This is a genomic window from Aquimarina latercula DSM 2041 (genome assembly GCF_000430645.1).
GTDB classification, from domain to species: Bacteria; Bacteroidota; Bacteroidia; order Flavobacteriales; family Flavobacteriaceae; genus Aquimarina; species Aquimarina latercula.
This window is the reverse complement of sequence record NZ_AUMK01000010.1, coordinates 147179-168451: the sequence shown is the minus strand read 5'-3', so window position 1 is coordinate 168451 and position 21273 is coordinate 147179. Positions and strand designations below refer to the sequence as shown.

Genomic DNA, 21273 nt, shown 5'->3' with positions numbered 1-21273 from the left:
ATTAATGAGAGAGCTTAAAAAGATAAAATGGGGGATTATTGGTCTAGGAAATATTGCAAATCAATTTGTAAAAGACTTGAGTTTAGTTTCTAATGCAGAATTAGAAGCAGTAGGTTCCAGGAATATGGAAAAAGCTGTAGAATTTTCTCAAAAACATAATGCTAAAAGAGCATATAATAATTATGATCAAGTAATTAATGATAGTGAAGTAGATATTATCTACATTGCTACTCCGCATGATTCTCATGCAGATTTAACAATTAAATCGATTAATGCTGGTAAGCATGTGCTATGTGAAAAGCCAGTAGCACTTAATAAAGATCAAACATTACGAATGATAGAAGCCTCAAGAGCTAATAATAAGTTTTTTATGGAAGCTTTTTGGACTCGATTTAACCCTTCAATAAGAGAAGTCTTATCAAAAGTGAGAAACGGAGAAATAGGAGAGGTTAAATATATTAATGCGGACTTCGCTTTTAATATAGGAGTTGCCGAAGGTAGGATGATTAATCCTAATATGGGAGGTGGATCTTTAATGGATATGGGAGTCTATCCATTGTTTCTGTGTTATCTAATATTGGGTATACCAAGAAAGGTATTGGCGTCGGCTAATTTTTATGAATCAGGAGCAGATCAGCAAACTTCAATGCTCTTACAGTATGATAAAGCACAAGCTATTTTACATAGTAGTTTTGTTTCTTCCTCTGATATGAACGCTTTAATAAGTGGGGAGAATGGAAGAATACAGATTAATGCAATATGGCATGAAGCTCAATCGTATTCAGTTATTAAAAATAATCATACGATAGATTACCATTTACCAACTAAAGGAAAAGGATTTTCGTATGAAATAGAAGAATCTCATCGTTGCATTTGGGATAATAAAATCGAGAGTGATCTATGGTCTCATAAAGATAGTTTGAGTTTAATACAAATTGTAGACGAAGTAAGAAAACATACAGGATTAGAATTTCCTGATAATTAGAATACATAAAACATGTCAAGAAAATCTATTTTTATAGCCTTTGTAGTTTCTTTAGGAGGTTTTTTGTTCGGTTTTGATGCTGCAATAATATCTGGAGCTCAGGAATTTTTTGGTCCCTATTTCGGCTTTTCGGGTGACCAGATTGCAAGTATTAATGCAGCTCCAACCTTTGCCGCAATGTTTTCTATGCTTATTGCAGGATTGATAAGTGATAAGATTGGTAGAAAAAAAGTGTTAATAGCGGTTGCATTTGTATATGCTCTCTCAGCATTTTTGTCAGCATATGCAATATCTTATTGGGTACTTTGGTGGGCAAGGTTTATAGGAGGTGCTGCTTTTGGTGCGGCATTGATATTAGCACCTATGTATATCGCGGAAGTTTCTACAGCAAAAAATAGAGGGAAACTAGTTTCAGTACAACAATTAAACATTGTAATTGGTCTTTCTGTAGCTTATTTCACAGGATATTTTTTACAACAATCTATTTCCGATGTAGCTCAAGTTAGTGAGAATTTAACCAAGCAGAACGTTTGGCGTTGGATGTTTGGTTTAGAATTAATCCCGGCAGTAATTTATTTCTTTTTACTTTTTTTTGTACCTAAAAGCCCTAGATGGTTATATGTAAAAGGTAGAGATGTGGAAGCATTTGAAGTACTTAAGAAACTTCATGGAAATAATAAAGCTACAGAAGAAGAAGAATTAATTAAAGAAAGTTTTAAAGAAAATAGTAAAAAAGAAAAAATTACTATTTCGAAAATGTTTAAAAAATCGCTAAGGTTTGTTCTCTTCTTAGGCTTATTTATTGGCATTATACAAATGATTACAGGGATTAATGCTATTTTTTTCTATTCTACTTCTATTTTTAAACAATCAGGTATTGGCACCAATGCAGCTTTTGCCTCATCGGTTTTGGTAGGCGTTATTAATATTGTTTTTACAATATTGGCAATGATTTTAATAGATAGAATGGGTAGAAGGCCTTTAATGTTGATAGGCTTAATCGGGGCTGCAATAGGTATGTTTCTTACATCTTACGGTTTTAGTAAAGCAACATATAAGCTTACCAAAGAGGATGTTTCTAATATACAAGGCGTAGATTCTTCGAAATTTAATAAAGTTGAGAATATTCTTTTTGAAAATGATGTAGAGTTTAAGAGAGCTTTAAAAGAATTATTGGGAGAACAAATATTTGCAGACAGACAAGGGGAAATTATTGAAGCAGCTGGTGATCTGGATGCAATATTAATCCTAATCGGAATATTAACATTTGTGGCTTCATTTGCTTTTTCTCTTGGTCCAGTAATGTGGGTTTTGTTGTCAGAATTATTTCCAAATAGAGTTAGAAGCTTAATGATAGCATTTGTAGGATTTGTAAATTCTTGCACTAGTTGGGTGGTGCAAAGAACATTTAATTGGGAAATAGATACTCTAGGTAGCAGTACATCGTACTTTATTTTTGGCGCTCTAGCGTTAGTTGGTTTTGTTGTCCTTTTAAAATATTTGCCAGAAACTAAAGGTAAATCGCTTGAACAAATAGAAAAAGAACTAGTAAAAGCATAGGAAATAGTATATGAATTTAATTCAAAATCCAATATTAAAAGGTTTTAATCCAGATCCCTCTATTATTAGGGTAGGAGATGATTATTATATTGCAACATCAACTTTTGAATGGTTTCCTGGAGTACAAATACATCATTCCAAAGATCTTAAAAATTGGAAAGTAATTGCACAGCCCATTAATCGAATATCTCAATTAGATATGAAGGGTGTTCCGGATTCTTGTGGTGTATGGGCTCCGTGTTTGTCTTATGACAATGGGATTTTTTATTTGGTATATTCTAATGTGAAATCTTTTGATGGAATATGGAAAGATACTCCAAATTATTTGATTACCGCAGAAGATATAAGTGGAGAATGGTCAGAACCTATTTATTTGTCTTCTAGGGGGTTTGATGGGTCATTATTCCATGATAGTGATGGGAAAAAGTATTTTTTAAATATGCTGTTAGACCATAGAGCTAATAAAATGTTTGGAGGAATAGAATTACAGGAATATGATCCATTACAAAAACAATTGGTAGGAGATGTTCAATACTTGCATGATGGATCTTATTTAGGGTGTACGGAAGGGCCACATATCTTTAAAAAAGACGATTATTATTATTTAATTTTAGCAGAAGGAGGCACAGAATATGGACATGCAGTATCTATAGCGCGTTCTAAATCGGTTTTTGGTCCTTATCAAAATCATCCTAATACTTCTATTATTTCTTCTGCACATTGTAGACCCTATAAGCTTCAAAAAGCTGGACATGGCGATATTATAGAAACAGAAGATGGAAGATGGTTCGTAACATTTTTAGTCGGTCGACCTTTAAAAGAAAGGGGAAGATGTATTCTGGGCAGAGAAACTGCGATTGAAGAACTTTTATGGGATAATGATTGGCCTTATTTAAGAAGTAATTCTAGATTGCCCAGATTAGAAATTTCTGGATTAGATATTAAAGAGGTCAAGAGAGAAAAAAGTAATCCCAGAAATGATTTTGAATATGATGATTTAAGTTTAGATTTTCAGTCATTACGAATTCCAAGAACTAAAGATTGGTTTTCACTGACCGAAAGAAAAGGGTACTTAAGGTTGAAAGGAAAAGAAAGTCTCTCATCTACACATACTCAAGCATTGATTGCAAGGCGAGTTCAGCATTTTATAATCGAAGCAAGTACATTGCTAGAATATGATCCGAGTAGTATTCATGAGATGGCAGGATTGGTTTTTTATTATAATACAGGACATTATCACTATCTACACGTAACTTCAAACTACGGAGGGACTAAAAAAATACTAAGAGTGATTTCTTCTGATCATTTTTCAATGGTAGAACAAAAACAAGAAATAGATATCACTGATCAATCAAATATTGTTTTAAAAGGAATTTTGAATCACGAAGTACTTCAATTTTATTATAGTTTGGATCAGGAAAATACTTTTTTACCTATAGGAGAAGCTTTGGATGCAAGTATTTTATCAGATGATTATATAAGAGATCGCGATGAACGCTATAGACCTGCCTTTACAGGTATGTTTGTAGGTATGTGTTGTCAGGATTTAGGATATAATAGGAAACATGCCGATTTCGATTGGTTTGATTATAAAGAAATTCATTAAAAAGATAAAAAGATGTATAGAAAAATTCTAATTGTAATATGTATTCTAATTTTTACATGGGGATGTAAAGAAAATAGGAATACTTCCAATAAAGAAGAAGTTATTGAAAGCAAAGTTGATAAGAAAGAAGTTGAAAAGAAAAGGTCATTGGCTAAATTTGAACCACAAGATGGAGAGGTATTATTATTTGTAGGGCAAGAACTGGAAGCTGTTGGTGGTTTAGAAAAATATAATGATGGATATCTGGATCATTTCGAAAAACCAGCTGGATGGACTACATATACCAATATAAATCCTGGAGAAGACTCTTTTGGGAGGATACAAGAAGGACTGGATGGAATATGGGAAACTCACGACTGGGGAGACAATGATTATAATGTAAGTCTACAACTCGAGGATAATAATTACAAAGACATGGCTTTAGCTATTGGTTTACAATTTGTAAATCACGAGGAAAAAATAGCTGATGGAACACATGATGCATACATTAATAAATTAGCTGACTTTTTATTATCTCTTGATAGGAGACCAGTTTTTTTGCGAATAGCCTATGAGTTTGATGGAGAACCTTGGAATCATTACGATAAAGAAAATACAAAAAAGGCATACGTAAGGATCGTAAGGGTGTTAAGAGAAAGAGGCGTTAAAAATACAGCTTTTGTATGGCAATCAACTGGTTTTATGTCTCCTAATGAAGGAGATTTAGAATCTTGGTATCCTGGAGATGAATATGTAGATTGGTTAGGTTTTTCGTTTTTTAATCGATGGGCAGAACAAAAGATGATAGATTTTGCAAGGAAAAAAGGAAAGCCAGTTTTTATAGCAGAGGCATCACCGACAATTACGCATCCTAATTTTGATAAAAACACAGGTAATACTAAAGAAATTCAACTTAGTAATCCAGAGCAAGCTGAAGAAGCTTGGAAAGAATGGTTCGTTCCATTCTTTTCAATAATTGACGAAAATTCGGATATAGTAAAAGCTGTTCATTATATAAACTGTCATTGGGATTCTCATCCTATGTGGTTAGATAATCCTACTTTTAAAAGAGTAGATGCTCGATTGCAATTAAGTGATTCGATTAGTAAAAGATGGGTCGAGATCACCTCGGATCCAAAGTATATAAAATCATCTCCCAATCTTTATGATAAATTATGGAGGGATACTAAATAACAACTGCTTTTGGAAGTTTATAAAAGAAAAATAAAACAGAAATCCGTAGGGTTTCGGGCAAATAAAGAACTTTTTATATTGTCTCTTAAGAACCGTAATGGAATGCGGTTACGAATTACCAATTTTGGTGCTACTATTATGAGTTTAGAGGTGGCGGATAATACTGGTAAGTTAGTAAATGTAGTAGTAGGTTTTGATTCTATAGAACAATATCTAGAGAAATCAAAAAATAAAGAATCTAGGTTTTTGGGAGCCTCTATAGGAAGGTGTGCCGGTAGAATCTCAGGAGGGAAGGTTACATTAAATTATTTAAATTATCCATTATATCAAGAAGATGGAGTGCATTTACACGGAGGAAAACAGGGTTTTGATGAAAAAGTTTGGGATATTGATTATATAGATGAAGATGCGTTATCTATTTCACTATCATATGATAGTGAACACCTTGAAGAAGGATATCCCGGTGATTTAAGAGCTAAAGTTAAATATCAACTTACCGATGCAAATGAATTGAAGATAAAATATGAAGCAATATCTGATCAAGATACTTTTGTAAATCTTACAAATCATGCGTATTACAATTTAAATGGTTCTGGTAGTATTTTGGATCATGATTTACAATTACAATGCGGTCATTATTTAGAAGTTGATGATAAACTGTTTCCTACTGGTATTTTAAAAGCAGTTGACAATACCAAATTTGATTTTACGAATTCAAAATGTTTAGAAGTTTTAGAATTTAAAGGAGGTATCGATGATACTCTTATTTTTAATAAGAATTCAGGTTCAAAGGGAATTCTGAAATCTCCACAAACTAAAATCAAAATGGAACTATTTAGTGATCAACCTGGGATGGTAGTATTTACTCCAAAAAAAATGCCAGAAGGAACTTATAGAGGAGGAGTATATGAACAATTTGCTGCCATATGTTTTGAAATGCAAAATTATCCGGATGCTCCGAATAATTGGAATTTCCCATCAGCCTATTTAAAAGAGGGGGAATTATATGAGAATAATATGTGTTTTAAATTTGATAGTTTCGATTAATTATTCTTTTGATGATATGTTAGTGTTAATTAATATTGAATATTTCTGGTGCTATCTCGTTCTATTAAATTAGTTTTGATCACTTTTGTAATGTGTGACGTTTCAGAATTTTCATTTTCTAATTTATCAATTAACATTCTGGTAGCAGTTTCTCCTAGGTATATTCCGTGTTGACTAATAGTTGTAATTGCAGGGGTAACATGCCTGGGTAATACACCATTTGTGAAACCTATAATTGAGATATCATCGGGAATCTTATATCCTTTTGATTGAACAATTCTTAAGGTACTTACCGCAGAATCTTCTTCTAGACAAAGCACAGCATCAATTTTTCTGGATCCTAATGAAGTTTTTAACAATGTATCTATATCATTAAACTCGTCAACTTTGAGGATTAATGATTCTTCTACTGGAATCCCAGCCTTTTCAAGTGCTTTTTTGTAGCCTTCTAATCGCAATTCACCGACACTAGTGTGATGTATGGTAGAAACTACTGCAATATTCTTACAACCAGTTTCAATAAAATATTTAGTTGCACTGTAGGCTCCTTCTTTATCATTAACAATTACTTTATCACATTCTATTTCGTTAGTTACTCTATCAAACATTACAATTGGTATGCCTTGATTTATAGTATTTTGAAAATGATCGAAATTCTTTTTTATTTGTGTTTCTTCTGCAATTGAAAGTATGAAGCCATCTAGAACAGAATTTTTAAGTAATTCCATGGCACTTACTTCTTTATCAAAAGATTCATTAGAAATACAAGTGATTAGGTTATATCCTTTTTCTGTTGCTACTTTTTCGATACCAACAAATACTTTAGTAAAAAAGTGATTCAACATATTGGGAATAATTACTCCAATAGTTTTAGTTTTTCTATTCTGTAAATTTAGTGCAATACTATTAGGTTTATAATGATGTTCTCTTGCATATTCCTGGATCTTAGTTTTAGTTTTGGAACTAATTTCATAGCTATCGCTTAATGCCTTAGAAACGGTGGCAATTGATACATTAAATTCTTTAGCAATATCCTTAAGAGTTATTCTTTTCTTTTTCCCCATTATAAGAAATTATTAAAACATGATTTTATTACAAAATCATGAAACTGTTAAAAACAAAATAACTAAAAAAGGCTTGATGGTTTTGAGTCATCAATCCTTTTTTAGTTTATGAAATAAGTTTATTATTAACCTATTTTATTTACTTTGACTAGCGTTATATCTGCTAGAAGCAGCATTAACACCAGGTTGCCAAGTTCTAGTAAATTTGGCCATATTATCCTGTACTAACTGAGGTAAATCACCAGCATATTTATCCAAAGCACCGTCACCTAAATATAACCCTACATAAGCCAATACATCATCCGTAGCTAACCCACCATTTATTGTAAAAATTGGTTCCAAATTTAATACTTGACGAGGATCAGATCCTTTTGCCTGACTTGCTTCATTCCTTGTTAGAATACCATCGTTATTAGTGTCTAATAAGTTAGTGAATTCTATAGCAAATTGATCACCCGTTGTACCATTAATATTGATTCCTTTTAACAATTCTTTCATGTAAATAAGAAAATCACTTTTAGTCATTGTAGGGTTAATGGATGGTACATTTCCTTGATATCCGCATTGTGCTATAAATTGGTTGTCAATATTGATACCTAAATTACGTTCGATATCTAATACTGCTTCTACTGTATTACAAGGATTACTTACAATTCCTCGAACACTAACAAATAAACCATCACTGTTCATACAACCGCTTCCATTAGCTACTGTTGTAACACAGTTAGTATTGTTAGGGTTGTAGATAAAGTTACCGCAAGATGTTCCTCCACCATCATTGCCGTCTCCATTATCTCCATCTCCACTATTACCGTCTCCGTTATCATTACAGCCTGCGGATTGTGCTTGAGCCGAATTTTCCCAACATTGTCCACAAGCATAATATGGATGAGAAGCAGATTCACAATTACTATTTTGATTATTATTACTATCGTCATCACTATTACCATTGCCATCTCCTATTTCATTACAACCACCCGATTGTGCCTGATTTGCGTCTACCCAACAAAGTCCACAAGCTTCATAAGAGTGAGAAGGCGGACAAACCGCTTTCCCTTCTTGGTTGATAATTTTTGAGACTGAATTAGATACTTCTAATGCTTCATTTTCACAGGAAGCATTTAGAGCTATTAGTAGTGTCAAAAGGGTAAATAATTTTAAAAAGATTTTCATTATTCTAGGTTTTAATTAAGTTAATAAGGTTTGTCGAGTTTGTATTGATAAACCTTGATTTCAAACGTTTGAGCTAATTTCGGTAAAACTAATTTTAGCTAACCTCTTAGATCTACTTTATTAGTGCTTCGTGACTACACTTTTACCACGCATTTTGACTAATTATGGGTTTTGGATTATTTTTTTTTATTAAAAACTGCTTTTTTTGTTAAAAAATAGAATTTATGAAGTATTTGCGTAATCTTCTTTTTGGATCATTACTGTCTGTTTTTGTAGTAGGATGCAGTTCAAAAAATAGCAGTAATAAGTACCAAGATATTGTAGTGTCGAATAAAGAATATGTTAGTACAGGAGGTGTAATTAAAGGGGGATTGATTTGTCCCAATGTTGTAAATGATGTTATAGTAAATTTAGATTCGTTAGACCCTCTTCCAAAAGCAGGAGAACCTAAAATGACTGTTCAAGGAGTACTTGATTTTATTAATAAAAATAAGATCGTTACTATTACTGAATTATTAAATAGATTACCAGATCACTATAAGAATAACTTCTCTTTAGTTGAAAAAACCAAAGGAGAAGGGCAATCAAATTTAAAATATCCTAGAATCGTTTTATTTGGATCAGATGGTAGTTTTTTAGCCAATATTAGCACGATGGCAGATGATCCAAAATATGATTTGTTGGATGTAGCAGAATTAAATAGAAAAACAGGTATTTGGGAATTCTCTCAATTTGATTTTACTAAAAATAAACCAAGATTACATTCTAATCCTATCTCTTGTGTCCGATGTCATGGTAAAAACCCTAGACCAGTTTGGGGATCTAATATGGACTGGCCCGGAGTTTTTGGGGATAATGAAGCAGCTGGTCCTAATGGAGAAGCCTTATCTCTAAGACATGCTAGAAGAATGAATGAGATTAGATTGGGTAAAACATATTCTGATCGGTTTGACTTTCTTTCGTGGTCTGATCAAGAACTAACTTCAGGAGGAGTTCGTTTAATAGCTAATAATGCCTTTGGAGCAGAACTGTTAATTTCCAATATGGCAATGGGAACGGCAACAGCAAGAGGTGTTTTTTTGAGAATGAAAGATCAAAACTCAGAGAAATATGATCGATTAAGAGAAGTATTTTTGATTGCTGGATATGAACATATGGTTTCTGGAATTTTAAGTGATATTGATAAAAATCTATTAAGATCTATCCATAAAAAACAAAATAAATATAGAAATCAGATTGATGCATTTTTTATGATGTTAGGAATAGATACTAAGGAAGCTTTTTCTTTGGGAACCTTAGCCGAAGAAGAAAAACCGAAAACGGATTGGAGTCTTGGAGCAGGAGATCTATATGAATTGGTACTACTTCAGATATTAAATGATTTAATAAATGATGATAAGGAGGTTATGGATATTGTTAGTTCTGTATCTAATGAATCGGGTATTTTTGGTTGTGATAATTTAGGAGAAACCATTAAAGATGTTATTGATTTTAAAATGTTGCATATGTTCTATCTCTCTGGGAATGCGAGATATAAGGTTAATGAAGTTTACTATCCCCAGGATGTAGAAAATATAAAGGAGAAAGTTTTTATTCCGTTATATGAAAAGTTAGTGCCTTACCTTAAAAATAAAGCGTTTAAAAAAGATAATAATTTAGAGCCTAGGTTGAAAACCTAGGCTCTAAATTATATATAAAATTAGTTAATTATAATTTTTTTATGTTTTTTAGACTTGTTCTTATCCCAGAATGTAATTAAATATATTCCTTTTTCAAATCCTCGAAGGTCCATTGTAATTTGTGAATTATTTGTTTTTGTATCTACATTAATTAGTTTAATAAGTCTTCCATTAAGATCGGTCACTTTAATTTTTACTAAACCCTTGTTTTGTATTTGAATAATTCCGTTACTCGGGTTAGGGTATATTTTGATACTATTAATATCTGGATTATTTTGATCAATATCAGAGCTTCTGGATGTGTTCAAACCTAGGATAGCATTTAAGTTGTTACTTCCGTGGATCCATCCAGATTGATTAATTTGATTAGCCCAGTTATTTTCAATAATGTTATTTACTTGAATTCTAGTATCTCCCCAATACCCCTGTTCATATGGAGCATCCCAAAGACCTTGAGAGTCCCAGTCAGCATTAATATAGGTGATTGCTTTGATGATATCATCATTATTGTTAATGAAATTGAAATAAGGAACAAACCACTCGTTCCAGATTTGGTTTCCAGATTTATTAAGTGTTCCTTGAGCTTCAGTACCATCCCAAACACTACTAATATTGGAATTAGTTAGCTGTTGATTATCATATCCTTGGTTAGCTGATTCTGCAATCATGACAGCTTTACCTCTTTGTCTTGCTAAACTAACTAGTTCATTCGCCAAAAATAATTGAGTAGAAGGGGTGTTATTATTTACTGTGGCGTTTTCATTTGGATTTAAAAACCAGGACATTCCAAACCAATCTACATAATCGTCTCCAGGATAAAAGTTCAGTAGATCTTCTCTTCCGCCATCTAATATATCATCAATAGGAGAGGTGCTTGATTGCCAAACATATGCTACATTTATTACCCCTTCTTGTTTTAGAAGATCTACTATTCTTCTATATGCATTGATATAACTTTGTCCAGAATATCCATTCCATTGTCCATCGAATTCATATCCAATACGAAGGTAAAAAGCTGTATTGCTTAATGATTTAAAGAAATCCGCCATTTGCCTTATTTCTGCATCTCTTCCTCCCGAGGAGATATTGCCGGTTTCACCTACTAGATATAAACCTATTTGTACAGCTGAGTTAGGAAACCCAACAGCGGCACTATGAGCATTCAGAGGTCCACCTCCCCAATCAATATCGATTCCCAATGGTTGATCGTTTTGAGCCCAACCTAGAGCACCGTTATCTCCTGGTAACAAGACATTTGCTAAATTTACATAAGTTGCTACTCCTGTAGGCGTAGGGCAACTTTCACAATCGGTTATATAATCTGACGTAGATAACAAATCTTGTCCTATAAAAATCATTTTTTCGCCAGTACTTGGTTCTAAGTAACTACCTGTAGTATTACCAGGGTTATCAGGTTCTCCTTCATTTATAACAACTGTATTTAAGCTTCTGGCGCACTCATTATTACCCCATCTAACAAAAGTGTTATAATTTCCTGGAGAGAGATTAGATATTGTGGTAGATCCAGTGTTATCCCTCACGTTGTATGGATAAGTAGCTCCGCCATCAATACTAAACTCTATATTAGTACGCCCATTAGTGTCATTAAAATTAAAAGTAATGCTACCATCATTCGCTCCTTGAGCAGTTTCATTTGAAAAACTTGTAGTTGCATTAGGGATATCATTACCCGTACACGGTTCATTTCCTGTTCCACTATCATTATTGATAAAATTTAAGTAATCTATATTTAATGCTTGATCTTCACCTCCTTGATTTACGATCTGAAAAGAAGCTCCAGCTGGCACTTCTATATCTATTGATGATGTTGTATATAATCCAACCCAAGTACCATTCGAATTAAAGTTTAATGTTTCAGTATTTTCTCCATTTATTAATACCGATATGCCTCCAGTATTTTGAGAAGCATAAATAACTTCTACTTTTTGAGCTTGAGGAGCATTATTTATGGTGAATCCATTTCCGTTCTGATCAAGAAAAGCAACTCCTTGTCCTCCACTGGCGGATGTATCATTGTAATATTGTGCTTGTCCAGAAAGACTTGCTGTTTCAGCTTCTATCTTGGTATTTGTCTCTCCATCTCCAGTGTCACAAGGAGTACAAGTTCCTCCGCAATCAACACCGGTTTCATCACCGTTTTGCATACCATCATTGCAGTTTGGGTTTGGGGGAGTATTTGTAACGCCTAAGTCATTTAATAAGTTGGTACCACCATGAAGGAAATTTCCGTTATTAATGTAATTATTCCAGTTGGAGGTAATTAAAGCATCTGTTTCAATTCTTGTATCACCCCAGTGTACACCAGAATTTCTCCACAATGGTTGTGATTGCCAATCGGAATTAATCCAAGCTAGTGCTCTAATTACATCATTATTGTTATCAATAAATGGGATTAATTGATCTCTAAAAAACTGATCCCATATTTGTTGACTCCCCATTTGTGTAATACCATTAAAATGATAAGTTCCTTGGTCAAATTCATAGTATTGAGCAGAAGCTTCTGCTACCATTATGGGTTTATTTTTATCTCTTGAATATTGTAATATGTAGTCTAAGTTAGCTGCATTAAAATCTTGTGAATAGAAGAAAAAGGATAACCCGACATAGTCAACATAAGTATCACCAGGATAATAACTATCGATAATATTAGGGGTGTTTTCGCCCCAAGTTGCTGATTGCCATACATAAGCTATATTAGTTACGCCTTTCTCATTAAGATAATCAACAATATATCTATAACCAGCTTTGTATCTATTAGGATCGTAATTGTTCCAAGGACCATCAAATTCATATCCAATTCTAAAATAGATTGGTCGAGGACTATTTCTTATTGCGAAATCTGCGAATTTATCTAATTCGTCATTATGCAATCCATTGACTAGTTCTGTAAGACCATTAGGATGATCTTCCCCTTGGCCATCTGCCTCTTCTCGCATCCAAAAACCAATAGAAAGAGCGGAATTAGGATATCGATTCATAGCTTCTTGAAGTCCAATATCACCAGCACCATAGTTGGTAATATCATTTAGACCGGCCATTGTATATAAATCGGTGTACATAGTTACTCCTGCTGGTGTGGGAAAATTGCCAGAATTTACATACCCCTCAACTGAGGTTAAATCTTGACCGATAATCAGCATAGTTTTGTCATCAACAGGAGCAAATTTTCCTGGAATTGTGTTTTGTGAAAACATAGATAAATACCCTATGCATGTTAAAAGCAATAGTAGTATTCGGTTTGTGTTAAATGTGAGCATAATAATTGTGTTTTAATTAAGGTCAATGTAATAATCGAATGATTTTATTGACTTTTTATCAAAATTATTATGAGTTTGTTATAAAATCGAAAACGTTACTACTTTGGAAATACAAAAGCACTACAGTTTTACTACGCAAACTTTATTTCGAAAGGTGAAACCATTTATCAATTACAGTTATAATCTAGAATCTAATGATGTAATCAGTTAAATTAGTCGTTGTATCCAATTCCATTTTTTTTCTGATTCTAAAACGTAAAGATTCTATTCCTCGATATGAAATGCCCATTAAAGGTGCAATCTCTTTACTTGATAAATTAAGTTTTAAATAGGCACATAATCTTATTTCTCTGTGATTAAGATCAGGATATTGTTCCCTTAATCTTTGTAATGAATTATCATGAATTTGATTGAAATGTGTTTCAAAATGTTTCCAGTTATTACCTCCTTTAATTTGATCTTCTAGTGATTTTATAATCTTACGAAGCTTCTTCTTATTTTCATTCTCTGACGTAGAATAGACTTCATCTAGATTTTTCTTAAGCTGCGATAATTGATTTTCAATCTGAACCATCTGCATTGCGGAAGAAGCAAGTTCTTTGTTTTGTATCTCTAAGTTTTGTTTAAGTGCTTTGTTATCTTTTTTTATTTCGTTATTCTTATCCTTAAGTCGTTTTTCTTCAAATTTGATTTTCTGTAACTCAATTTCTTTTTGATGGGAGATCTTTATTTTTTCAATTCCTTTTTTTCTTTGTTTATCTTTAATTTTTAAAATTGTGTAGATACCGAGAATGAATAGAAGAATGTATACAATATACATTTGTGAGGATAAGTACCAAGGTGGGTTAATAGAGAATTTGTAATTGGTTTCTGGACTAATTTTTCCATAGATATTTTTTGCCCTTACTTTGAAGATATAGTCTCCTGAAGGAAGGAAATTATATTCTTTAATGGATTTTGAGGTCCAATCTGACCAATCTTCATCTAGCCCTTCCAAATAGGTCTGGTATTCTACCGAATTAGGTTGTTCATAGAACGGAGCAACGAAGGAAAATTTTAATTTATTAGCGTTAAAAGGAATTGGTCTTGTTATTGTGTCTTTCCGTATTTGATTTTTATAATCTTCAACATTTCCGAATATAATAGAATCTTTATTTTTTACCTGATTTAATATAGTATTGAATTTTGTGTCATAGTCAATTTGAAGATGCTTATTATAGATGATTAGACCATTTTTGGATGTAAACCCAAGATCACCATTATTAAATTCTATCACTTTTTCAAAAGCAGGTATTAATTTATTCTTTAACCTTTGAAAGGGTGTTTTTTTTATATTATAATCTCCTGTAGGACCAAATTCAATTACTCCGATATCATCATTTCTATCATACCCTTGTATGAAAAGATCTTTATTTTGTGATAGTTTTTTCAACCGTCTAATAATTTTGTGATTGGTCAAAATGCTAGTGTATTTATCATTTACAACCATAGAGTCTTTTTCTTTATGATATTCATATACGCCTAATTGTGTACCAAAGAGTTGCTTAGAACCAGTTTCTAAAAGATTATTAAATAGATTACTGGGAAATCCCTTTGATTGGTCATATAGTTGCGTCTTTTGTACATTCTTATAGTCAGAAGATAGTTGTAGTTTGTAGATTCCTTTATAACCTTGAGATATCCAAATAGTATTTTTGTTACTGAAAGAAATTTCTCTTCCAGTATCATCAAATCCTTCAATCTTATTTCTGACACGCCATATTTCTTTGTCTTTTTCAAACACATATATGCCAGAGTATGTTCCTTGTAAAACAAGATTTGGTTGATCAGGAATTGGAATAAAATTCCAACCTCCTTTGATTTCACTAATCAATTTTGCTTTGGTATTTTTTATTTGATAAGAGCCATTATGAGCTCCTACTAATAAATCATTATCGATTTTGGTGAAATTCCATACTTGCCCTTCTATTCCTGATAATTTTTTAAATTTTTTGTTAGTATGAGATGTAATCCACTCTCTGAAGTATACACCATCTGAGGTAGCAATGTATAAAGTATCATTATTTTTTTTTACATCATAGGTAGTTCCAAAAACACCATTATCTTCGGATATTGCATAAAATGGGGATTTTAATTCTATATAGCTTATACTGCCGTCTAATGTGACCCAAAGGTTTTTAGATTTATCTATAAAAAGATCAAGTACGTTATTGCTTAGTAATTTGTTTTTTCGATTAAGTTTTTGAAGTAGTTGACCATTTTTGTTATAAAAGATAACACCATCATTTGTAGTTCCAATACAATATATTCCGTTCTCTAGAAGTATAGCTTTAGATATGTGTACCTCTTTTGAGATAGATGTCTTGTGTTCCTTCGACCAAGAAAAAAGTTTGTTGTTTTTTAGAATGAAACCTCCTTTTTTTCGTGTAAAAACCAGAAGTGATTGATCAGTATGTGGGAGAATTTGTTCAATTGAATAGTTCTCAAATTGATTGTTAGAAAAAACCTCTAAAATTTGACCGTTCTCAATTTTTTTAATGTTATTGTTATTATCTACAAAGTATATTAAATTATTTATTTTAGTAGCACTTCTAGCCCCAAAAGAGTTGTAGATATAATGAATTGAATTTTCGTTGATATCATACTTTATAAAATAATTATTGGTGCAAAAATAGATATAGTTCTGAATTTCAAAAATATCCCAGACCAAACTAAAATCAATAAAATTCTTTGGTAAAAGATGATTTAGTGATTTGTAATGAATCTGTTCAAATTGGTTTTTTTGAGCAATTCCTATTTCATTATTGCTTCCAATATAAATTCTGTCATTATGAGAGAGCAAAGAACTTATGTGAGATCTGTTGTTAGGTTGTAATAGGATGTTCCAATCTAAACCATTAAACTCTAATAATCCATATTCATTCGCAAAGTATAACAACCCATTTTTTGTTTGCGTAATATCATAAGTTTTAGGAGCTGCTTGGCCGATGTTTCGGTTAGAGTAGTTTCTGATTTGCGTAATCTCTTTCCATTTACTTTGAGCAATTCCTTTCGAAAAGAAAAAAAATAGGGCGGTAATTACAAGGTATATTTTTATTGAGGACATATGTGTTCAGGGGTTTCGTTTTGGGATAATTATCTTTTTAGAGGTATAAACTCCAAATAATGCCTTCGAATTGTTAATTCTTTAAATTTATTAAAATATTATGATCAAGCAAAAGAAGGAATAGTAATATATTGTATTTAGATAATGTCAAAAAGAATAGGTAAGTGCCTTACGTGTATACTTTTATATAGTTTTGGAAATATGCAACTACTTACGAAAACGTTTAAGTGGTTAATTGAACGTATTACATATTAAATGTTACAATATATTTTAACAAAAAAGCCTTACTTTAAAGTAAGGCTTCTTGTGATCGCGACAGGATTCGAACCTGTGACCGTCTGCTTAGAAGGCAGATGCTCTATCCAGCTGAGCTACGCGACCGGATAAATTGTATATTTTTCAAATTGTCGGGGTGGCAGGATTCGAACCTGCTACTTTACCCATATATTTATACTGTTATTTGACGTTTTCAGCGCCGCAAATATACAACACATCGCGATTTCTGCAAGTATATCAAGGATTTTTTTTTGATTATTTTTTATAGCTCATTTTCTAATTTTTACTGACTACTACTGACTACTTTGTAATTCATTGAAAACAAGTAATTTACACTAAAATATGACTACTTTGGCATAGGAAATCGGGTTTTTAAAGCATTTTCAAATTCCCAAATCTCAAATACGCTCTCTAAGGAGATATCATGATCTGGATATGCATAATTATCCATAGAAACTGTTATAAGTTTATTCTCTTTATCATGTGCTTTTATTCTTCTAACAATAATCTCATGCATAAGAACTATAATGTATATCCTATTTATATTAAAGTTATTTAATTTTCTTTTTCTGATACCAAACACCCAATCTCCATGAAAAAAATTAGGTTCCATATCATCTCCGTTAACTTGAAAACCTCTGATACTTCTAAAATCATTATCGTTATTTGAAAAGGTCATAAAAGCTAATTTTTCTATATACTCCTCTTTTTCGTGATTATATGTGTAGTCTTTGGCATTCTCATTACTCACCATTGCTACTTGCAGCGTATATTCTATGTCAACATACACTGCTAATTCAGCAACACCAAAAGTTTTTGGGTCGTAATAGCGATGCTTTTCGCTTGCTTCATTATGTCTTTTCCATAAATCATCAATAAACACCAGACTAGGGTTGATGCCGTACTTATCAAAGAATTTATAGATAACCTCTAAAGGAAAGTTCCTTTCGTCGTTCTTTATCTTGTCTAATGATTGTGGAGAATAATCTAAGCTACGCGCTATGGCGCTCATGGATTTTACTTTTTTTTCTCTGACAAGTAATTCCATGATATCTAATATTCGTTTGCTAACTATATGTTGTCCCATATCTAAAAAATAAAAATTCGTAAAAAAAATGCAAATCAAAACATACATTAAGTATATATTATTATCTTTATATTTGAAATTATGTCGTTAATAAACGTTTAAAACAGTAACAATATGTATAAAAATGTCGTTAAATTGATTTTATCAAGTAATAATCAAAATTTATATCACAAAATAAATGAAAATTTCAAAAAATATCAACAAAAAGTTGATAAAATAATGTGAACTCAATGTAAAACAACTAATAATCAGGTATAACATCACAAAAAGAAACAAGGAAAGATTAAAAAAGTAAAAATCTGAGGATCAGTGTTTATTAATTAAAAATAAAGAAGAATGACAGTAGAGATGAATTTTAATAAACGTAAATATAATATCTTAAAATACCTTAAGAAATTACCGTATCAGGAATACACAATAGCGAAACGTAAACTACCAGTCGCTTGTAAAGTAAGCAAACGAACGTTTGAGAGGTGGTTATATGTCACCAAAGAAGAACGACTAGAGATATCAGCCGATAAGTTGGCGATTGTTGCCAATTTCTTTGATTGTGCTATTGAGGAACTATTGAATAATAAAATTCCAAAACACAATACACATACATTAAAAAGACTACATGATCAGAAGCTTATAAAACAATTAAATCTTACCAAATGAAAAAGTATTCATTCATTAAAAACACTAATCAACGATATAGGGCTGTATCTAAATCTGATTTTCATAAGGCTTACGGATGTTCTCCATATGCCTTTAGGAAATGTGTTAAAAAGATAGAAGCGCATATTGGTCTTTATAAAGGAGGATTATATGCTCCTTGGCAGGTAGAAATGATTGTAAAGCATTTAGGGGCACCATCTAAATTAGAACATATTATATATGAGAAGTACTAAAGAGGAAGAGTTAAAGAAACATACAGTAGCTTTTAAGCAATCCGTTGTATCATTACAAAAAGATTTAGAGTATCTAGCAGAACATTCAAAAGTAAGTGATCGTTTTTTGGAGCGTAGAAACAAAATTCATTCTTATATCATTGCTTATCATAATTATATAGAAAAATTTATTTCAGAAATGGAAAAAGATCATTTGTTTTTGCAAAAAGTGATTACCAGTTTAAAAGCTATTTGTGTGATGCATGGTATTGTGGATTTTCCCAGATTTCTGGAATGGGGCAAACCGTTATTGGTTTGTAGAGCAAATGAACTACAACAAGAAGGGAAATTTAGATTACCAGCTATGTTTAATGAAAAGTTAAGGAGTTACTCTAAGGAAGAACAACATACTATTGATACTATTTTATTCAAAGAAGTGAATTGTCAATTAAGAGAACTATTGGGGAATATTAGAAAAAACAAAACCAATTTTGTTTATGGCGTTAGAACACAAAGAAATAAAGCGAAAAAAGAGGAAAAAAAAGCAACCATCAAAAGATAAAGCCGCTCCTTATAATAAGGTTACTCAGATTAAAGATTATTTGAGAATGTATTATGAAATCAGACTTAATACATTAACCTATAATATTGAGGCTCGTTCCTTTGATAGTACGGAGTTTAAAATTCTAGATGATTTTATGTTTAACGACATATACATTGACTTAATAGAAAAGGGATATAAATGCAGTCCACCTATGCTGGAACGGGTGTTAAAATCCAGTTATTCAAAACCTTATAATCCAATTAAGGAATATTTTGATGAGCTTCCACCTTATGATGGGTACGATTATATTAAGGATTTGGCAGCTACTGTAACCATCGACAATTTGAGTTCAGAAGATATCGAGTTAAAGGATTTATGGTTGCCGTATCTTAAAAAATGGTTAGTAGCAAGTGTTGCTACAATCTTGGGGAGGGGAAATAATCATAGTTGTTTGATTTTAGTGGGAGCTCAGGGGAAAGGGAAAACAACCTGGTTAAACAAGTTGTGTCCTTTCGTATTAAAAGATTATTTAGTTTGTTCACATATTAATCCCACACTTACAGATCAAAACACGAATAATTATTTGGCGGAAAAGTGGTTTGTAAATATTGACGATCAACTCGAAACCATCTTTGGAAAAGATTTTAATTCTATGAAAGCAATTATTACCACTCCTCAGGTAACCAACAGAAAAGTGTATGCAAGAATCACTAAAACCAGACCGAGAATATGTTCTTTTATGGGGTCGGTAAACAATCCAAAATTCCTATCAGATACCGAAAATAGAAGGTATTTAGTGTTTAGTGTAAAAGATTTGAATTATCAGCATGAGGTTGATATGGATAAGGTATGGGCACAAGCTGCTCATTTACTAAAAGAAAAAGCATATCCTTATTGGTTTAGCAGCAAAGAAATAGATACCTTAAATAAAGTGAATGAAATTTACAGACAACATACACTTGAAGAGGAATGGTTATCTAAGCTATATATGCCGTGTACTGCAAATGATCCGAAAGCTCATTTTATAATGGCATCAGAGATGCTTTCCCAAATGAATGCGCATTCAGGATTGCGATTATCCATAAAGAAATTATCGCAGGCAATGGATAAGCAAGGGTTTGGAACTGCTATTAACAAGAGAATTAAAAATGTTGGTCCAAGAAAAGTATTTCCCGTAAAGTTTTTAACAGACCAGCATGAACAAAACTTGCAAAAGGAACTTAAAGATACTTACAAGACATAGCTTTTAGAAAGGTAATTTGAAGAATTCAAAAACCAATGTTACTACAACATTGGTTTTTTTTATAAAATCCTACTACAAAAGTCATTACCAATTAAACCATTGTTAATCAATTGTTTATTACATTGAAGCCGTTTTTAACAAAACTTTTTACATTCTGTAAACTACAGCTACTACAACTACTACAATACAATTATTGTTATAAATAATTAATAATCAATTAATTGTATAATAAAGAAAAGTTACTGACGTAGTAGCCGTAGTAATTGTAGTAATGTAGTAGTGTAGTAACCAGATTTTTGTAAAAAAATTAAGACAAAAAGAAGTCTTTGTTTTTTTAGGTATGATCACACTTAGCATGGACTTATTTTGGATCAATTTTGAAAATTAAACTTATAACAGGGTTTTTTATCAATATTAAATACGGTTATACCGTACTAAAAATACTGTTAAAATACAGTGTAATATTCTAATTATAAGCGTATTAAGCTAAAAAACAACTCAATAATTTCAAACAAAACAACCAAATCTAACGTTTTAGCCTGATTTTAGGATAAGATTTCCCCTAAAAAAAAGTCCATTTTGG

Annotated in this window: 15 protein-coding genes and 1 tRNA gene; 10 read left to right on the top strand and 6 right to left on the bottom strand. The window is 31.9% G+C overall.

What is annotated here, in order from left to right:
- The first annotated feature begins 4 nt into the window (after window positions 1-4).
- Genes H526_RS0109765 through H526_RS28800 form a run of 5 tightly spaced genes read left to right on the top strand, consistent with a single transcriptional unit; the run spans window position 5 to window position 6371 of the window.
- The gene (locus tag H526_RS0109765; RefSeq protein WP_027392830.1) at window positions 5-985 is read left to right on the top strand and encodes a Gfo/Idh/MocA family protein; all 981 of its coding nucleotides are present in this window, start codon (window positions 5-7) and stop codon (window positions 983-985) included.
- A gap of 12 nt (window positions 986-997) precedes the next feature.
- Entirely contained in the window at window positions 998-2545 is a 1548-nt protein-coding gene (locus tag H526_RS0109760; RefSeq protein WP_027392829.1) for a sugar porter family MFS transporter, read from the top strand.
- Between the two features lie 10 nt (window positions 2546-2555).
- Window positions 2556-4151: a glycoside hydrolase family 43 protein gene (locus tag H526_RS0109755; RefSeq protein WP_027392828.1), complete on the top strand. Its 1596-nt coding sequence runs from the start codon at window positions 2556-2558 to the stop codon at window positions 4149-4151.
- 12 nt (window positions 4152-4163) lie between these two features.
- The gene (locus H526_RS28805; RefSeq protein ID WP_035085117.1) at window positions 4164-5324 is read left to right on the top strand and encodes a glycoside hydrolase family 26 protein; all 1161 of its coding nucleotides are present in this window, start codon (window positions 4164-4166) and stop codon (window positions 5322-5324) included.
- 9 nt (window positions 5325-5333) lie between these two features.
- The gene (locus H526_RS28800) at window positions 5334-6371 is read left to right on the top strand and encodes an aldose epimerase family protein (protein ID WP_051336084.1); all 1038 of its coding nucleotides are present in this window, start codon (window positions 5334-5336) and stop codon (window positions 6369-6371) included.
- A gap of 29 nt (window positions 6372-6400) precedes the next feature.
- Here the strand turns inward: H526_RS28800 and H526_RS0109740 are convergent, their stop codons facing one another.
- Window positions 6401-7435 (bottom strand): LacI family DNA-binding transcriptional regulator, encoded by a 1035-nt coding sequence (locus H526_RS0109740; protein WP_035085110.1) that lies wholly within the window; start codon window positions 7433-7435, stop codon window positions 6401-6403.
- Between the two features lie 135 nt (window positions 7436-7570).
- Window positions 7571-8608, bottom strand: coding sequence for a hypothetical protein (locus H526_RS28795; RefSeq protein WP_051336083.1), 1038 nt, complete (start codon window positions 8606-8608; stop codon window positions 7571-7573).
- Between the two features lie 224 nt (window positions 8609-8832).
- Between H526_RS28795 and H526_RS28790 the strand changes: the two genes are divergently transcribed.
- A complete protein-coding gene (locus H526_RS28790) occupies window positions 8833-10287 on the top strand; it encodes a hypothetical protein (RefSeq protein ID WP_051336082.1) in 1455 nt (484 codons plus the stop codon).
- A gap of 20 nt (window positions 10288-10307) precedes the next feature.
- Here H526_RS28790 and H526_RS0109725 read toward each other — a convergent pair whose 3' ends face one another.
- From H526_RS0109725 to H526_RS0109710, 4 genes are all read right to left on the bottom strand, one after another.
- Window positions 10308-13565, bottom strand: a complete 3258-nt coding sequence (locus tag H526_RS0109725; protein ID WP_081415586.1) for a glycosyl hydrolase — start codon at window positions 13563-13565, stop codon at window positions 10308-10310.
- A 184-nt stretch (window positions 13566-13749) separates the two neighbouring features.
- Window positions 13750-16671: a triple tyrosine motif-containing protein gene (locus H526_RS0109720; RefSeq protein ID WP_027392825.1), complete on the bottom strand. Its 2922-nt coding sequence runs from the start codon at window positions 16669-16671 to the stop codon at window positions 13750-13752.
- A gap of 307 nt (window positions 16672-16978) precedes the next feature.
- Window positions 16979-17052, bottom strand: a tRNA-Arg gene (locus H526_RS0109715).
- Window positions 17053-17293: 241 nt separating this feature from the next.
- Entirely contained in the window at window positions 17294-17995 is a 702-nt protein-coding gene (locus H526_RS0109710; RefSeq protein ID WP_035085109.1) for a LexA family transcriptional regulator, read from the bottom strand.
- Between the two features lie 375 nt (window positions 17996-18370).
- On the opposite strand from H526_RS0109710, the gene H526_RS0109705 reads away from it, so the two are divergent.
- From H526_RS0109705 to H526_RS0109690, 4 genes are read left to right on the top strand one after another with little or no spacing between them, the layout of a single operon-like run.
- Entirely contained in the window at window positions 18371-18691 is a 321-nt protein-coding gene (locus tag H526_RS0109705; RefSeq protein WP_027392823.1) for a hypothetical protein, read from the top strand.
- Complete coding sequence (locus H526_RS0109700) at window positions 18688-18924, top strand: hypothetical protein (RefSeq protein WP_027392822.1); 237 nt, start codon at window positions 18688-18690, stop codon at window positions 18922-18924. Before H526_RS0109705 ends, H526_RS0109700 begins: the two co-directional genes overlap by 4 nt.
- The gene (locus tag H526_RS0109695) at window positions 18911-19465 is read left to right on the top strand and encodes a hypothetical protein (protein WP_027392821.1); all 555 of its coding nucleotides are present in this window, start codon (window positions 18911-18913) and stop codon (window positions 19463-19465) included. Before H526_RS0109700 ends, H526_RS0109695 begins: the two co-directional genes overlap by 14 nt.
- Complete coding sequence (locus H526_RS0109690) at window positions 19401-20690, top strand: VapE domain-containing protein (RefSeq protein ID WP_027392820.1); 1290 nt, start codon at window positions 19401-19403, stop codon at window positions 20688-20690. Before H526_RS0109695 ends, H526_RS0109690 begins: the two co-directional genes overlap by 65 nt.
- The last annotated feature ends 583 nt before the right edge of the window (window positions 20691-21273 follow it).

Excerpts from the sequence above, each read along its gene's own strand:
- H526_RS0109765 (WP_027392830.1), top strand. The coding sequence starts at position 5 with ATGAGAGAGCTTAAAAAGATAAAATGGGGGATTATTGGTCTAGGAAAT.
- H526_RS0109760 (WP_027392829.1), top strand. The coding sequence starts at position 998 with ATGTCAAGAAAATCTATTTTTATAGCCTTTGTAGTTTCTTTAGGAGGT.
- H526_RS0109755 (WP_027392828.1), top strand. The coding sequence starts at position 2,556 with ATGAATTTAATTCAAAATCCAATATTAAAAGGTTTTAATCCAGATCCC.
- H526_RS28805 (WP_035085117.1), top strand. The coding sequence starts at position 4,164 with ATGTATAGAAAAATTCTAATTGTAATATGTATTCTAATTTTTACATGG.
- H526_RS0109740 (WP_035085110.1), bottom strand. The coding sequence starts at position 7,435 with ATGGGGAAAAAGAAAAGAATAACTCTTAAGGATATTGCTAAAGAATTT.
- H526_RS28795 (WP_051336083.1), bottom strand. The coding sequence starts at position 8,608 with ATGAAAATCTTTTTAAAATTATTTACCCTTTTGACACTACTAATAGCT.
- H526_RS28790 (WP_051336082.1), top strand. The coding sequence starts at position 8,833 with ATGAAGTATTTGCGTAATCTTCTTTTTGGATCATTACTGTCTGTTTTT.
- H526_RS0109725 (WP_081415586.1), bottom strand. The coding sequence starts at position 13,565 with ATGCTCACATTTAACACAAACCGAATACTACTATTGCTTTTAACATGC.
- H526_RS0109720 (WP_027392825.1), bottom strand. The coding sequence starts at position 16,671 with ATGTCCTCAATAAAAATATACCTTGTAATTACCGCCCTATTTTTTTTC.
- H526_RS0109710 (WP_035085109.1), bottom strand. The coding sequence starts at position 17,995 with ATGGAATTACTTGTCAGAGAAAAAAAAGTAAAATCCATGAGCGCCATA.
- H526_RS0109705 (WP_027392823.1), top strand. The coding sequence starts at position 18,371 with ATGACAGTAGAGATGAATTTTAATAAACGTAAATATAATATCTTAAAA.
- H526_RS0109700 (WP_027392822.1), top strand. The coding sequence starts at position 18,688 with ATGAAAAAGTATTCATTCATTAAAAACACTAATCAACGATATAGGGCT.
- H526_RS0109695 (WP_027392821.1), top strand. The coding sequence starts at position 18,911 with ATGAGAAGTACTAAAGAGGAAGAGTTAAAGAAACATACAGTAGCTTTT.
- H526_RS0109690 (WP_027392820.1), top strand. The coding sequence starts at position 19,401 with ATGGCGTTAGAACACAAAGAAATAAAGCGAAAAAAGAGGAAAAAAAAG.